At 57.3% G+C, this 15,401-nt stretch carries 13 protein-coding genes; 10 read left to right on the top strand and 3 right to left on the bottom strand.

What is annotated here, in order from left to right; genetic code table 11:
• The first annotated feature begins 156 nt into the window (after positions 1-156).
• From C1N59_RS14075 to C1N59_RS14050, 6 genes are all read left to right on the top strand, one after another.
• Positions 157-2,052: a methyl-accepting chemotaxis protein gene (locus C1N59_RS14075; RefSeq protein WP_054634278.1), complete on the top strand. Its 1,896-nt coding sequence runs from the start codon at positions 157-159 to the stop codon at positions 2,050-2,052.
• A gap of 147 nt (positions 2,053-2,199) precedes the next feature.
• The gene (gene idi, locus C1N59_RS14070; protein WP_006118580.1) at positions 2,200-2,733 is read left to right on the top strand and encodes an isopentenyl-diphosphate Delta-isomerase; all 534 of its coding nucleotides are present in this window, start codon (positions 2,200-2,202) and stop codon (positions 2,731-2,733) included.
• Positions 2,734-2,910: 177 nt separating this feature from the next.
• Positions 2,911-3,822: a glycine betaine ABC transporter substrate-binding protein OsmF gene (locus tag C1N59_RS14065; protein WP_394549771.1), complete on the top strand. Its 912-nt coding sequence runs from the start codon at positions 2,911-2,913 to the stop codon at positions 3,820-3,822.
• 2 nt (positions 3,823-3,824) lie between these two features.
• Positions 3,825-5,000, top strand: a complete 1,176-nt coding sequence (locus tag C1N59_RS14060; protein ID WP_394550863.1) for an ABC transporter permease — start codon at positions 3,825-3,827, stop codon at positions 4,998-5,000.
• A complete protein-coding gene (locus C1N59_RS14055) occupies positions 4,993-5,940 on the top strand; it encodes an ABC transporter ATP-binding protein (protein ID WP_058707635.1) in 948 nt (315 codons plus the stop codon). Before C1N59_RS14060 ends, C1N59_RS14055 begins: the two co-directional genes overlap by 8 nt.
• Entirely contained in the window at positions 5,928-6,659 is a 732-nt protein-coding gene (locus tag C1N59_RS14050) for an ABC transporter permease (RefSeq protein WP_033737703.1), read from the top strand. The genes C1N59_RS14055 and C1N59_RS14050 overlap by 13 nt, the downstream gene beginning before the upstream one ends.
• Before the next feature lie 172 nt (positions 6,660-6,831).
• Here C1N59_RS14050 and C1N59_RS14045 read toward each other — a convergent pair whose 3' ends face one another.
• Positions 6,832-7,566, bottom strand: a complete 735-nt coding sequence (locus C1N59_RS14045; RefSeq protein ID WP_006118575.1) for a MerR family transcriptional regulator — start codon at positions 7,564-7,566, stop codon at positions 6,832-6,834.
• Positions 7,567-7,713: 147 nt separating this feature from the next.
• Between C1N59_RS14045 and C1N59_RS14040 the strand changes: the two genes are divergently transcribed.
• The 4 genes from C1N59_RS14040 to ybiB all read left to right on the top strand — a co-directional run bounded on the left by C1N59_RS14040 (position 7,714) and on the right by ybiB (position 12,148).
• Positions 7,714-8,277, top strand: a complete 564-nt coding sequence (locus tag C1N59_RS14040) for a helix-turn-helix domain-containing protein (RefSeq protein WP_006118574.1) — start codon at positions 7,714-7,716, stop codon at positions 8,275-8,277.
• Complete coding sequence (locus tag C1N59_RS14035; RefSeq protein WP_058707634.1) at positions 8,274-8,792, top strand: GNAT family N-acetyltransferase; 519 nt, start codon at positions 8,274-8,276, stop codon at positions 8,790-8,792. The genes C1N59_RS14040 and C1N59_RS14035 overlap by 4 nt, the downstream gene beginning before the upstream one ends.
• A 197-nt stretch (positions 8,793-8,989) precedes the next feature.
• Positions 8,990-11,152, top strand: a complete 2,163-nt coding sequence (gene dinG / locus C1N59_RS14030; protein WP_394549769.1) for an ATP-dependent DNA helicase DinG — start codon at positions 8,990-8,992, stop codon at positions 11,150-11,152.
• Positions 11,153-11,179: 27 nt separating this feature from the next.
• Positions 11,180-12,148: a DNA-binding protein YbiB gene (gene ybiB, locus C1N59_RS14025; RefSeq protein ID WP_394549767.1), complete on the top strand. Its 969-nt coding sequence runs from the start codon at positions 11,180-11,182 to the stop codon at positions 12,146-12,148.
• On the opposite strand, the gene C1N59_RS14020 is transcribed toward ybiB, so the two are convergent.
• Together C1N59_RS14020 and hutU are read right to left on the bottom strand one after the other, a co-directional pair.
• Positions 12,145-13,308 carry a M20 aminoacylase family protein gene (locus C1N59_RS14020; RefSeq protein WP_058707631.1) on the bottom strand — a complete coding sequence of 388 codons (1,164 nt, stop codon included), beginning with the start codon at positions 13,306-13,308 and terminating at the stop codon, positions 12,145-12,147. The two genes, ybiB and C1N59_RS14020, sit on opposite strands and share 4 nt — an antisense overlap.
• 409 nt (positions 13,309-13,717) lie before the next feature.
• Positions 13,718-15,400 carry a urocanate hydratase gene (gene hutU, locus C1N59_RS14015; protein ID WP_394549765.1) on the bottom strand — a complete coding sequence of 561 codons (1,683 nt, stop codon included), beginning with the start codon at positions 15,398-15,400 and terminating at the stop codon, positions 13,718-13,720.
• Position 15,401 lies beyond the last annotated feature (1 nt).

Genomic DNA, 15,401 nt, shown 5'->3' with positions numbered 1-15,401 from the left:
GCCGCCAGGGGTAAGAAAGTTACGCACCTGGCGCAATTAAATATCTTTATTGTTAAATGACTTGTTAAATTTGTGATCTAGTCTACTCAAGTTCCCCTTTGCTGTGCCGTTAACCCGGATCAGGCAATGGCGCCACAAAAGGTCAGGGGAACAATAATGTTAAAGACCACGCAATCCCGCTTCACTGCAACACTTATCGGCTTCTTTGTTGCGTTAATGTTGGTCACTATCTGGGTAATTAATCAGTTTGTTGCGCCTCAACTGGTGGAAAATGAAAGCCGCCTGATTCGTTATCAGGTGGATTCACTGGCTACCGGCATTGTTGAGCAAATGAACCGTGTGCAGGCGCAGCAACGCGCCATCACCGAGGCTGCGGCCGTCATCGACAGCGCGGCGATCGACACCTTATTACCGGCGCTGGTCAACCAGTATCAGGACAGCAACGTCTTTGGCGGCGGTATCTGGCCCTTACCTAATCGTCGCGAAGCCGGAAAAGAGAAAGACAGCAGCTTTTTCGCGCGTGATGCAAGCAATAAGCTGCAGGTGAATACCTACTGGAACTCTGAGGCGGCTGACAAGTACTGGGAGCAACCCTGGTACAAAGACGGGATGGCTGCACCAAAAGGGCAGTGCGCCTGGGCTAAGGCTTATCAGGATGCCGCCAGCCCACAGCCGCGTACCAACTGTGCGATGGCCATCTACCGCGACGGTTCCGTCTGGGGCGTCTCAACCATCGACGTTACGTTGGGTTTTTTCAACCAACTGGCTAAAAAAATGGGCGAGGCGATTCATGGAGACGTACTGATCGTTGAGTCTGACGGCAAAGTGGTCGGCAACGCAGCGCTGGCGAACGGTACGCCAAAACTTGAGAACCTGAGCGATCTGCAGAATCCAATGGCTGGGCCATTGAAAACCCTGCTGGCTCACGCAGGCACCCAGCCGACAGAAACCACTTACAATAGTCATGACGGTGAACAGACGCTGTTTTTACAGGCTATTCCGGGCAGCCCGTGGTATCTGGCCAGTAGCGTTCCGAGCAGCCTCCTGAAAGCACAGTCCCACAACATGCTGATGCGTCTGGGCCTGGTACAGATCCCGCTGGCAGTTATTCTGTTACTGGTGCTGTTAGGCTTTGTCCGCGCGATGATGAAGCGCCTGAGAATGCTGAATCAAAATATTGAAGCCTTGTCGACAGGCGGTGCGGATTTGACCCAGCGCCTGCCGGCCAGCAACAGCCCGGAATTCAACGCGGTGGCACAGAGCTTCAATAATTTTATCAGCTACCTGCAAGGGTTAATGCAGCAGGTTGGCAGCAGCGCACTGGCCATTTCAGCCGCATCACGTGAAATTGCCAGCGGTAATACGAATCTGTCGTCACGGACGGAAGATCAGGCCAGCTCGATTGTTGAGACGGCGGCCTCAATGGAACAGCTGACCGGCACCGTGCGTCAGAACGCCGATAACGCCACACATGCGAACCAGCTGGCCGGTGAGGCGTCACAGGTGGCGGCACGTGGCACAGAGGTGGTTCGGCAGGTCGTCAGCACTATGGGTGAAATCCATCACTCTTCACGTAAAGTCGTGGATATCATTAGCGTGATCGACAGCATTGCCTTCCAGACCAATATCCTGGCGCTGAACGCCGCCGTTGAAGCGGCGCGTGCCGGAGAACAGGGCCGGGGCTTTGCCGTGGTGGCATCAGAAGTCCGTAACCTGGCGCAACGTTCCGCTAACTCTGCCCGTGAGATCAAAAAACTCATCGAAGAGTCCGTAGCCAATATCGATGCGGGTAGCCAGTTGGTCGAGCAGGCCGGGCAGACGATGGACGAACTGGTGCAGGGCGTCAGCAGCGTGACCACCCTGATGAGCGAGATTATGGCGGCCAGCCGTGAACAGAGCATGGGCATTGAGCAGGTCAACGTGGCCATCAACCAGCTAGACAGCACCACGCAGCAAAACGCCGTGCTGGTTGAAGAAGTCTCTTCAGCCGCCCAGGCGATGGAAGCGCAAAGTCTGCAACTGGAACAGGTTGTTAAAAGCTTTAAACTGTAACGCCCATCGGGCCAGCCTCCGCTGGCCCGATATTTTTGCCGATCGGCTTCACCCTCTGACAGATTTGTGCATAAACAGCACAATTTTATCCCCTCAACCTCGCCGATCTTGTGCCAGAATGATGAGGAACACATTCAAGGAATCCTCATGTCTGCTATTGAAGTCATCCTCGTCGACCATCTTGATCGCCCCACTGGCAAAATGGAAAAGCTGGAAGTACATGAAAAAGGATTACTGCACCGTGCCGTGACGGTGTATGTTTTTAACGCCCGTCAGGAATTGCTGCTTCAGCGTCGCGCCAGCGATAAATACCATTGCGGCGGCCTCTGGAGTAATACCTGCTGCGGCCATCCTTATCCTCATGAGTCGACTAAAGACGCGGCTGAACGTCGGTTACGTGAAGAAATGGGCATGACCTTGTCGCTGACGCCGATCTTCGAACTGAGCTACAACCTGCCCCTGAGTAATGGTCTGACAGAGCATGAATACGGCCATGTGTTTTTTGCGGTCAGCGATGAGCTGCCCCAGCTTAATCCGCAGGAGGCCGACGCTTTCGACTACCGTTCAATGCAGGATATCGCCCGGCAAATGCAGCAGCAGCCGCAGCAGTTTACGCCCTGGTTTCTTCATACATTCCCGCGTATTCCTGCCTACCTTGAGCATTTCACTTTCCCGGCATAACGTTCTCGCCCTGGCTGATGCGGTCAGGGCCGGTTTCGTCACAAAACCCATCGCGCAACGCTGTTACCAGGCTACGCTTTTATTGCAATGAATAAAAACGGTGGGGTGCCCGTGCGCGTTACGCAGTGCTGACAACCAACGGCGACTCCAGGTGAATAACGTGATAAGGAAAGCAACATGGCAACTATTCGCGGTTGGGCGGGCATCGGTGCAGTAGTGTTTAGCCTCGGGATGGTGCATGCGGCCGAACCGGTTCGTGTCGGTTCCAAGATTGATACCGAAGGCTCACTGTTGGGAAATGTGATTCTGCTGGTGCTGGAAAAGCATGGTGTCAAAACCGTGAATAAAATCCAGTTGGGCGCCACCCAGGTGGTACGCGGTGCCATTACGGCGGGGGAACTGGATATCTACCCGGAATACACCGGTAATGGCGCGTTCTTTTTTAACGACGAAAAAGACAGCGCCTGGAAGAATGCCCGTCAGGGTTATGAGAAGGTCAAAAAGCTGGATGCAGAGAAAAATCACCTGATCTGGCTGACGCCCGCGCCCGCCAATAACACCTGGACCATTGCGGTGCGCAATGATGTGGCCGAAAAAAATCAGCTTAATTCACTTCAGGACCTGAGCGCTTACCTCAAAAAAGGCGGTACGTTTAAGCTGGCTGCCTCGGCGGAATTTATTGAACGCAGCGATGCGTTGCCGGCCTTTGAAAAAGCCTATGACTTTACGCTTAAGCAGGATCAACTGTTGTCGCTGGCAGGCGGCGATACGGCGGTAACTATCGGTGCGGCCGCCCAGCAAACCTCCGGGGTAAATGCGGCCATGGCCTACGGCACGGATGGCCCGGTTGCCGCGCTGGGCCTGAAAACCCTGAGCGATCCCAAAGGCGTGCAGCCCATCTATGCGCCCACACCCGTTGTACGTGAAGCGGTGCTCAAAGCCTATCCGCAAATGGATGCCTGGCTAAAACCGGCGTTCAGTGCACTTGACGAAAAAACATTGCAACAGCTCAACGCCAAAATTGCTGTGGAAGGGCAGGATGCCAGCAGTGTGGCAAAAGCGTGGCTGCAACAGCAAAAGCTGCTGTAACGGTGTCGCTTACGCGGTCGGTCATCAACTGGCCCTGGCGACAGCCTGTGGCTCTGGTCCTTGTTTTGCTCCTGAGTCTGGTGCTGGGCGGGCTGCCGTTTGTCATTGTGGCGGCCAACCGGCTGGTCAGCGGCCAGTCCCTGATGCTCTGGCAAACCGCACACGGCAGCCTGGTGCTCCCGCTGTGGCTGATGCTGGTGGCACTGTTATGGATACGATCGTCTTCCCTGCGCAGCGCCCTGCAATTCCTCACCGCCGCCCTGCTGTTGGCGGCGCTGACTGGCGTGTGCGGCGATCAGGCAACATGGGTGGCGGAGCAGGGTAGCCGGCTCGCGCGTACCCGGTTTGCCAGCGGCATGTGGTGTGCAAGTGCCATTACGCTACTGCTCATCACGGATACGGTGCGTCAGTTAACCAAACATAAGCGCTGGCAGCTCGTGCTGAATCTGTCGGTCTGGATCATCCCTCTGTTTCTGCTGTTCAGCGGTCAACTTTCACAGCTGTCTCTGCTTAAAGAATATGCCAGTCGTGAGGCGGTGTTCGATGCCGCTTTACTGCGCCATCTGACGTTATTAGTCGGCACCGTTCTGCCTGCCTTATTCATCGCGTTGCCGCTTGGCATAGCGCTCTACCGACGGCCTGGCTGGCAAAGCAGTGTGTTTGGCGTACTGAATGTCGTTCAGACAGTGCCCTCAGTGGCGTTGTTTGGTTTACTGATTGCCCCGCTGGCGGCGCTGGCAAAACGTGTTCCCCTGGCAGGTGAATGGGGCATCAGCGGCATTGGGATGGCGCCCGCGATCATCGCCCTGGTGCTCTATGCGCTGTTGCCGCTTGTGCGCAATGTGGTGACCGGTCTGCAACAGGTGCCTCCGGACGTGCGCGAAACTGCGCGCGGCATGGGACTGAGCCGCCGCCAGCAGTTCCTTGCCGTTGACGTCCCCCTGGCGTTGCCAGTGTGGCTGGCAGGATTACGTGTGGTGGTGGTGCAGACGCTGGGCATGGCGGTGATCGCGGCGCTGATTGGCGCAGGCGGATTCGGCGCCATTATTTTCCAGGGATTGCTGAGCAATGCGCTGGATCTGGTGCTGTTAGGCGTGATCCCGGTCATTGCGCTGGCGGTCGTGCTGGATGCGTTATTTCGGGTAGTGATAGCCCTGCTGGAGCGAAGCGATGATTGAGTTTGAGCGCGTCACAAAATACTTTGCGGGCCAGGCGGCGGTGAAAAATCTTTCTCTGACGCTTGCCGAGGGAAGCTTTAGCGTTCTGTTGGGTACGTCGGGTTCCGGCAAGTCGACCACGCTGAAAATGATCAACCGCCTGGTGGAGTACGATCAGGGCGATATTCGCTTTCGGGGGACGTCGATTCGTCAGCTGGATGCGCAGGCCCTGCGCCGACAAATGGGCTATGCGATTCAGTCGACGGGGTTATTTCCCCACTGGACGATCGAAAAGAATATTGCCACGGTGCCCGCCTTGCTTGGCTGGCCGAATGCACGCCGCCAGGCACGAATTGCGGAACTCATCACGCTACTGAATCTGGATCCGGCCTTATTGCATCGCTATCCGCATCAGCTTTCCGGCGGGCAGCAGCAGCGCGTCGGGGTTGCCCGGGCGCTGGCAGCCGATCCCCAGGTGTTACTGATGGATGAACCGTTTGGTGCACTGGATCCGGTAACGCGCAGCGCGCTACAACAGGAAATGTTACGTATCCATCAGGTTTCCGGCTGCACGATTGTGTTGGTGACGCATGATATTGATGAAGCCCTGACGCTGGCCGACAACATCGTGCTGCTCCATGACGGTGAGATCGTTCAGCAGGGGAAACCGCTGACGTTGCTGACCCGGCCAGGCAACGATTTTGTCCGGGATTTTTTTGGCCGCAGTGAAAGAGGACTGCGGCTACTGGCGCTCGGACAGGTCGGCAGCGTGGTGCGTCATGGCGAATGGCTGGAAGCAGAACCGCTCAGGGCAGATCTGACGTTACGTGAGGCGCTGTCGCAGTTTATCAGTCGCGGCACCGATAAATTGCCGGTAGTCGATGGCGATCACCGCCCGCTTGGTGTGCTTCACTTCGCTGACCTGCTGCATCATGCGGAGACGGGCCGATGCGACGGTTAGCCGATCCGCTACTGTGGCTGGTGCTGCTCTATCTGGGACTGCTCTGGGCGATGCCCTACAGTGGCCCGCTGTTTGCCGCCTGGTTTCCTGAACTTGCGCGCCCACTCTACCAGCAGGACAGTTTCTGGCAACTCACCCTGGCGCACCTGTTTTTAGTGGTCGTAGCCAGTCTGCTGGCAACCGTTATCGGCGTCGGCTGTGGCGTGCTGGCGACGCGTCGCAGTGGCCGCGCTTTCCGCCCTCTGCTGGAAACCATTGCGGCAGCCGGTCAGACCATCCCGCCTGTGGCCGTGCTGGCCATTGCGATACCGGTGATGGGATTTGGCGCCTGGCCCGCGATCGTGGCATTGTTGCTCTATGGTTTGCTGCCCATCCTTCAGGGCACCTTAGCAGGGCTGGACAACGTGCCTGCCAGCAGCCGGGAGATTGCCGTAGGGGTGGGAATGAGCCGTTGGCAGCGCTTATGGCAGGTGGAGCTCGCCCTGGCCGCGCCGGTGATTATTGCGGGAATGCGCACGTCGGTGATTATCAATATCGGTACGGCAGCCATCGCCTCTACCGTAGGGGCAAAAAGCCTGGGATCGCCCATCATTATTGGATTAAGCGGCTTTAATACCGCCTATGTGCTGCAGGGCGCTTTACTGGTCGCACTGTTGGCGATTGTCTGCGATCGCCTGTTTGAACGGCTACAGCGCAGATTTAGCGTGAATGGACGATGAGCGAATAGCCAACCAGCATCAGCCCACTGGTTCCGCCAAGCGCCAGAATAGCAAACAGCGTGGCGAAAAAGGTTTTTTTCCAGTTCATAAATAACCTGAAGGTGTTGATGGGAAGGCGGGGATGATAGCGCGCGCAAGGCAGCCGTCATAGTGCCGAGCGTGCGTTTTTGTGTCAGTGAGCCTCATGCAAAAGCACAGAGAATCCCTGCTCCTGCCAGTGCGACAGTTGTTCCTGCTGACGACGCGTCAGTTTTTTCCCCGTAAAAACAAACATATTCAGCCCGGGAAACAGCTCCGGTCGCGGAACATCCAGCGGTTCTGACAGCACATCAATCCGCCAGCCATGCTGGGATAACCGCCAGCCTTCCAGCCAGATGCGGGTTCGATCCTCAATGCCCCAGCCAATGATCAGCGCTTCCTTGCCTGCCTTTTTGCGATTACTGGCAAGACAGAACGCCACATAGTCGATCAGAATGCCGTCCAGCAGGCTGCACATCGTGCGGGCCGTATTCTGATCAAGGCTGAGTTTTTGCCTTACGGGCATAAAAACATGATCGATCAACGAATCGACTGCATATTCGCGACCAATTAAGGCGATTTTATTGCGTAGCTTTGCCGGTCTTACATGGCGCAGTATGCTGATAAGCTCGTCCTGCATGGCCGTCCAGCCATCATGCGTATCAACATCGCCGCCTTCCAGTAGGGCTTTTACCTTGCCTACCGGGACTCCACTCTCAATCCAGCGCATAATTTCCTGGATGCGCTGAACATCTTCTTCATCGAACTGTCGATGACCGCCTTCAGTACGTTGTGGTTTCAATAATCCATAACGTCGTTGCCAGGCGCGTAAGGTAACCGGATTTATGCCACAGCGCTCGGCGACGTCGCCGATACTGTATAAGGTCATATTTACCTCTTTCACTGACCTGAATGAAACCACCATAGCGAAGCCTGTTAAGTTGTACAACCAATTTTTAAATGTACAACTTGACGGCTGCGCTTAAATGGTGTCCTATCTCATTTATGAGAATTAAATTTCATAATAGAGATAAAAATGGCTGCTGATAATACTGAACAACGCCTCGCGGCTCGCCTGGCAGAACTGCGCATAAAACAGGGCTGGTCACTGGATGAGTTATCCACCGCAACAGGCATTAGCCGGGCAACATTATCGCGTATTGAGCGCGCTGAAACCAGTCCAACGGCTGCTCTCCTGAACCGCTTATGCGTCGCTTACAGTTTAACAATGTCACGCCTGTTGAGCGAAGTTGAAGAAGGTAACGATCTGCTGATTCCGCGCGATCGCCAACCGGTCTGGCAGGACGAAGCCAGCGGTTTTATTCGCCGTAACGTATCGCCGCCTGCGGCCACCTTCCGATGTGAGCTTATTGAGGGAACGCTGCGACCGGGTGCCCGTATTGATTATAATGCGCCGCCCGTGCAGGGCATGGAGCAGCATATCTGGCTGCGACAAGGGCAACTGACGGTAACGATGGGCGCGCAGAGCTGGACACTCGGTCCGGGCGACAGCCTGCGTTTCCATCTTACGGGCGCATCCGGCTTTCAGGCGCATCTGACTGAAGGTGCGCGTTACCTGCTGGTGGTATGTAAACCATGACACTCTATGAACCACTCAGCGCCGGTGCGGCGCACCAGGCGTTAAGCGAGCTGGTCGAGGTTTTACAGGCCTGTGTCGCCGACGGGGCCAGCGTCGGGTTTATCGATCCCGATGACCGGGCGGCCATTCATCAGTTCTGGCAACGTCAGCTTGCCGGACTGGAACAGGGCCAAAGTGAGCTGCTGGTCGCCCGTCAGCATGGCACGGTTGTCGCGACGGTTATGCTGAACGCGAGCGCAATGCCGAATGGCCGACACCGGGCCGAGATCAGTAAATTATTAGTGCATCCCCGCGCGCGGCGGCAGGGCATTGCACGCCAGTTAATGCAGCAGGCAGAGCAGCGGGCACGCCAGCAGGGGAAACGCTTACTGGTGCTGGACACGCGGCGTGGCGATGTCGCCAGCGAGCTTTACCTGGCGCTGAACTGGCAGGTGGCCGGATTTATTCCTCTCTATGCGGAATCCATTCACGGTGAGATGGACGCGACCACGGTGATGTTTAAGCTGCTGACGTAGCGGATGTGCTGCGAGAGTGCGCCGGGTCAACGGGATCGGCAATCAAACATGCACTGCGCCGCTCGGTTTGTCCGGTGCTCAGCCCGCTCGCCTCGCCGCCCGTTTCTGAAGCGGGCACGAAAAAACAGACCTGAAAGCTGACGACACCGCAATACTGTGTAAAAATACAGGCCAATGAGTAACACGGTAATCTGAACATGGCCCTGACAGCAGCAATAAAAAGCCAGATAGCACAGTGGTACAAAGCGCTGCAGCAACAGGTGCCCGATTTTATTCCTCGCCCGGCCCAGCGTCAGATGATTGCTGAGGTGGCAAAATGCCTGTCGGGTGATGACGGTCGTCACCTGGCCGTGGAAGCGCCCACGGGCGTGGGCAAAACCCTTTCTTATCTGATCCCCGGTATCGCCGTCAGCCGTGCCGAAGAGAAACGGCTGGTGATCAGCACGGCCAACGTGGCCTTGCAGGATCAAATCTTCAGCAAAGACTTGCCGTTGCTGAAAAAAATCATTCCGGATTTAACCTTTACAGCGGCCTTTGGGCGGGGACGTTACGTCTGCCCGCGTAACCTGGCTGCGCTGGTGGCGGATGATCATCAGCAGGCTGATTTGCTGTTCTACCTGGATGATGACGCGGTCAGCAGCACCAAAGACGAGCAGATCCTGTGCGGACGGCTGCAAAAGTCACTCGATCGCCATCAGTGGGATGGCCTGCGCGATCACAGCGATGAAAACGTCAGCGACAGCCTGTGGCAGCGCCTGTCGACGGATAAAGCCAGTTGTCTGGGCGTGCATTGTCGCTGGTATCGGGAGTGTCCGTTTTTTATCGCGCGACGTGAGATCGAGCAGGTCGATGTGGTGGTCGCCAACCACGCGCTGGTGATGGCGGCAATGGAAAATGAATCGGTATTGCCGCCCGCCAAAAACCTGATGCTGGTGGTGGATGAAGGCCACCATCTGCCCGACGTGGCGCGGGATGCGCTGGAGATGAGCGCGGATATTACGCCGGGCTGGACCAGCCTGCAGCTCGATCTGTTTGTCAAACTGGTCGAGGCGATAATGAGCCAGATGCGGCCCAAGTCGCCGCCTCCGCTGGCCAGTTCTAAACGCCTGAAAGCGCACTGTGATGAACTGCGCGAGTTACTGACCGTGATAAGCGATGCATTGAGCCCGCTGTTACCCGCGCATAATCAGCCCGGCGAGTTTCGCTTTGTACTGGGCGCGTTGCCTGAGGATGTGCTGGCGCTGTGCGCGCGTCTGTTTAAGCTGAGCGATGCGCTGCGCGGGCTGGCGGAGGGACTGATCAACGCGCTGAGTGAACAAACCGGCAGCGTTGATCTGGTCCGTCTGCATCGCAATTTATTGCAGCTTAACCGCCACTTTGGCTGGTTTGAATCGGTCAGCAAACTGTGGCGGCTGGCCGCGATGGAGAAAGCCTCTGGTGCACCCGTCTCCAAATGGATTACCCGCGAGCTGCGTGAGGGACAGGCACATCTCTTGTTTCACTGCGCAGGCATTCGCGTCTGCGATCAACTGGAAAAAATGCTGTGGCGGAAAATCCCGCATGTGGTGGTGACCTCTGCGACACTGCGCTCATTAAACAGTTTTACCCGCCTGCAGGAGATGTCCGGGCTGAATGAAAAGGCCGGGGACCGCTTCGTGGCGCTGGACTCGCCGTTCAGCCACGTCGACCAGGGTAAGCTCGTTATCCCGCAGATGCGCTACGAGCCGCTGATGGCGAATGAAGCAGCCCATATCGCCGAGATGGCGGCCTTTTTTCGCCAGCAAATGCAGACCGATAAACACAAAGGCATTCTGGTCCTCTTTGCCAGCGGTCGGGCCATGCAGCAATTTGTCGAGGCGTTGCCCGAGTTGCGCCTGATGATGCTGGTGCAGGGCGATCAACCGCGTAGCCGGCTGATCGCCCTGCACCGTAAGCGGATAGAACAGGGCGAAACCAGCATTCTGATTGGTTTGCAGTCCTTTGCCGAGGGGCTGGATTTAAAAGGCGAGCTGCTCAGCCAGGTGCACATTCATAAAATCGCTTTCCCGCCCATAGACAGTCCGGTAATTTTAACCGAGGGAGAGTGGCTAAAAAGTCTCAAACGCTATCCGTTTGAAGTGCAAAGCCTGCCCAGCGCCTCCTTTACGTTAATTCAGCAGGTCGGGCGCTTAATTCGCAGCCACCAGTGCTATGGCGAAATCGTGATTTACGATCGCCGTCTGCTGAGCAAAGCTTACGGTGCCCGGCTGTTAGCCGCGTTGCCCGTGTTCGCCATTGAACAACCGGTGACGCCTGAGCCTGAAGCCCTGAAGGCCCGATCCAAACCTGGCGCGCGCAAACCGCGTGCGACGCGGCGTTAAGTCGGTACCACTGAACGGAAACGAGTGATGGAACTGAATAAAATTATCAAAGAAGTCGGGCGTGGTAAGAACCATGCACGTGATATTGATTTCGACAGTGCCGTTGCACTTTACGGCGCTATGCTGGACGGCAGCGTACCGGATCTTGAAATGGGCAGTATTTTAATTGCCCTGCGTATCAAGGGCGAGGGCGAGGCGGAGATGCGCGGATTTTATCAGGCGATGCAGGCGCGTATGCTGCGCCTGCAGGCACCCGCAGGCCGTCCGATGCCCGTGGTCATTCCCAGCTATAACGGTGCGCGTCGTCAGGGCAATCTGACGCCCCTGCTGGCGCTGGTGCTGAACCGGCTGGGTTTGCCGGTGCTGGTTCACGGCGTCAGTGACGATGCGACGCGCATCACCAGCGAAGCGGTGTTTGCGGCGCTGGGCATCATGCCGGTCACCACTGCAGAGCAGGCACAGACGTTGCTCGACAAGGGCGAACTGGTGTTTATCACCATCGATCACCTCTGTCCGCCAATGGCAAAACAGCTGTCGCTGCGCTGGCGCATGGGCGTCCGCAACAGCGCCCATACGCTGGCAAAACTGGCCACCCCGTTTGGCGAACGCGAGGCGCTACGCCTGTCGAGCGTCTCGCATCCCGAATACGTGCCGCGGGTGGCAACGTTTTTTTTTGATATCGATGCCCCGGCTATTTTGCTGAATGGCACAGAGGGCGAGGTTTACGCCAATCCGCAGCGCTGCCCGTCCATCAGCTACGTGGGCGGTGCTGGACAGCAGGCCGAGGTCTGGGTGGAGAGGCAGCCGGAAATCAGTGTAGCGCTGCCCGCGGACAAATCGGCAGAGGAGACCGCGCGCTGGACGCAGGAGGTGCTGAATCAGCAACGTCCACTGCCCGCCTCGCTGCGTCTGCAGATTGCCTGCTGCCTGCGTGCCAGCGGTGAGGCGGCGACGCTGCAGGCCGGTCTGGACAGGCTCGCGGCAGCGGGTTTTTAAGCGCGCGTCTGTGGCAGAGCCTGTTCCACCAGGTTCTGCCAGAACTGGATTCCGGTCGGAATCAGCGCATCATTGAAGTCATAATGGGCATTGTGCAGCGGTGCGGAGGGCGTTGCGCCATCGGCACCCAGCCAGAAGTAGGCGCCAGGGCAGGCTTCCAGCATACAGGCAAAGTCTTCCGAGGCCATGGACGGATTCACCTGCCAGCGCACCTGGCCTTCGCCGAAGGTACTAACGGCAACGTCATGCACCTGCTGAGCCGGGCCAGCATGATTCGCCGTTACCGGATAGCCGGGCAGCCAGTGAATGGCCCCACATACGCCAAAAGGTTTCGGCAGCGTCGTCACAAAATCATCAACAAGGGCATGAACCCGTTTGCGCACGTCGTCCTGCAGACAGCGCACCGTTCCGCGCAGAACAATCTGCTCCGGAATCACGTTAATCGCCTCACCGCCCTGAATCTGGGTGACGCTGACAACCGCAGATGACAGCGGCGACAGGCGACGTGAGGGAATAGTTTGCAGCGCCAGGATCAGTTCGGCGGCGACCACCATCGGATCGGCACCGCTCTCCGGCATGGCCGCATGGCAACTCTTACCGCTCAGGGTGATTTCAAAGGCGTCCAGCGAGGCCATCATTGCGCCGGGATTGACGGCCAGCGATCCCAGCGGTAAGCCCGGCCAGTTATGCATCGCGTAAACGGCATCCATCGGGAAGCGCGTAAATAAGCCCTCTTCGACCATTTTGCGTGCACCGCCCAGATTCTCTTCCGCCGGCTGAAAAATGAAATGCACAGTGCCGCTGAAGCGACGCGTAGCCGCCAGATGTTTTGCTGCCGCCAGCAAAATTGCCGTGTGACCATCATGGCCGCAGGCATGCATCACGCCGGGCGTCGCAGAGCGCCAGGCCGCATCACCTTTCTCGTTGATCGGCAGCGCATCCATATCCGCGCGCAGGCCGATAACCGGCCCGGCGCCATTTTCCAGCGTGCCCACCACGCCGGTGCCAGCCAGACCGCGAAACACCTGCAGGCCTGCAAATTCCAGCTCCTGAGCGACCTTATCGCTGGTCTGATGTTCCTGATAACCCAGTTCAGGTTCGCGATGAAACTGATGGCGCCAGCGCAGCGCTTCGTCAAGCAGGGCAGGGGAAAGAGTCATGCAGTATCGCGCTCCATATCATTCAGGAAGCTTCACTTTAGAGATCTGACAGCGGTACGTCTATTACCGAAAAGGCGAAATGGGATGACAGGCTAAATCAAAATGGAATAAGTAATAAGCAAGTGTACAAAAATGCAGTCGTTTATGCCGGTTCTCGTATCACGCACAGAAAGCCAATACCGATAAGGCTGTCTTCGCAGGACGGTTCGGCCAGCAGGGGCACGGCGCAGGTTCCGGTAAGATCCATCTTACTCTGGCATTCGATGATGCTGTGGGTTCAACACGGTTTATGGGCGTATTATCCGGATTGTCGTAGGTTCATTACCGTCTGACGTGGCTCGATGTGACAGCAGGCTGGGGCTGTGCGGTTCCGGCATGGTGCTCGCCGGAACCGCGCGTTTTGATACCGTTATTGCATCGGTAAGTTCAGTCCGTGCTTTTGGGCACAGGTCTGCGCCAGTTCATAGCCGGCATCGGCATGGCGCATCACGCCGGTGGCGGGATCGTTCCACAGCACGCGGCCCAGACGCGCATCTGCCGCTTCACTGCCGTCACACACAATCACCACGCCGGCGTGCTGAGAGAAGCCCATGCCCACACCGCCGCCGTGGTGCAGACTGACCCAGGTCGCACCGCCCGCCGTGTTGAGCAGGGCGTTCAGTAATGGCCAGTCAGAGACCGCGTCCGAACCGTCTTTCATCGCTTCGGTTTCACGGTTGGGCGAGGCGACAGAACCGCAGTCGAGATGATCGCGGCCAATGACTATCGGCGCTTTCAGCTCGCCGGTGCGCACCATGTCATTAAAGGCCAGCGCCGCAAGATGGCGTTCGCCCAGCCCCAGCCAGCAGATACGTGCCGGTACCCCCTGGAAAGCGATGCGTTCCTGCGCCATATCCAGCCAGCGATGCAGCGTTTTATGTTCAGGGAAGAGCGCTTTGAGTTTAGCGTCCGTTTTATAGATATCCTCCGGATCGCCAGACAGGGCCACCCAGCGAAACGGTCCTTTGCCCTCGCAAAACAGGGGACGGATATAGGCGGGCACAAAACCGGGGAAATCAAACGCGTTGCTGACACCTTCATCCAGCGCGACCTGGCGGATATTGTTGCCATAATCCACAGTAGGGATGCCCATGTGACAAAAGTCGAGCATCGCCTGCACATGCACCGCCATGGAGGCGCGGGCGGCTTTTTCTACGGCTTTAGGATTCGCCTTACGTTCCTGCTCCCAGCGCGACACATCCCAGTCAATCGGCAGATAGCCGTTGACGGGATCGTGCGCCGAGGTTTGATCGGTCACGATGTCCGGCTTCGGCCCACCGGCTTTGGCGCGTTTCACCAGCTCCGGCAGGATTTCTGCCGCGTTGCCTAACAGACCCACGGAGATTGCCTTTTTCGCCTGCGTGGCCGCGTGGATTAACGTCAGGGCTTCATCCAGCGAGGTGGCTTTGTGATCGACATAGCGGGTGCGTAAACGGAAATCGATACGCGATTCCTGACATTCAATGGCCAGCACGCAGGCCCCGGCCAGCACGCCGGCCAGCGGTTGGGCACCGCCCATGCCGCCTAATCCGGCCGTCAGGATCCAGCGTCCACTTAAATCATTGTTGTAATGCTGACGTCCGGCCTCGACAAACGTCTCGTAGGTGCCCTGTACAATCCCCTGCGCACCGATGTAAATCCAGGAACCGGCGGTCATCTGGCCGTACATCATCAGCCCGGCCTTATCGAGTTCATGGAAGTGATCCCAGTTGGCCCAGTGCGGCACCAGATTGGAATTAGCCAGCAGTACGCGTGGCGCATCCGCATGGGTGCGAAACACGCCAACCGGCTTGCCCGACTGGATCAGCAGGGTTTCGTCGGGTTGCAGCACCTGTAGCGAACGTAAAATTTGCTCAAAGCATGCCCAGTTACGCGCGGCTTTACCAATCCCACCATAGACCACCAAATCCTCCGGGCGCTCTGCCACATCGGGATCGAGGTTGTTCTGAATCATGCGGTAGGCCGCTTCAATCAACCAGTTTGCGCAGTGCAGTGTATTTCCACGCGGCGCACGAATCTCGCGTGCTACCACTTTTGACAGGGTTTCGCTCATG

The sequence above is a fragment of the Pantoea sp. SGAir0183 genome, assembly GCF_043545505.1.
This window is presented reverse-complemented; position numbering and strand designations above follow the sequence as displayed.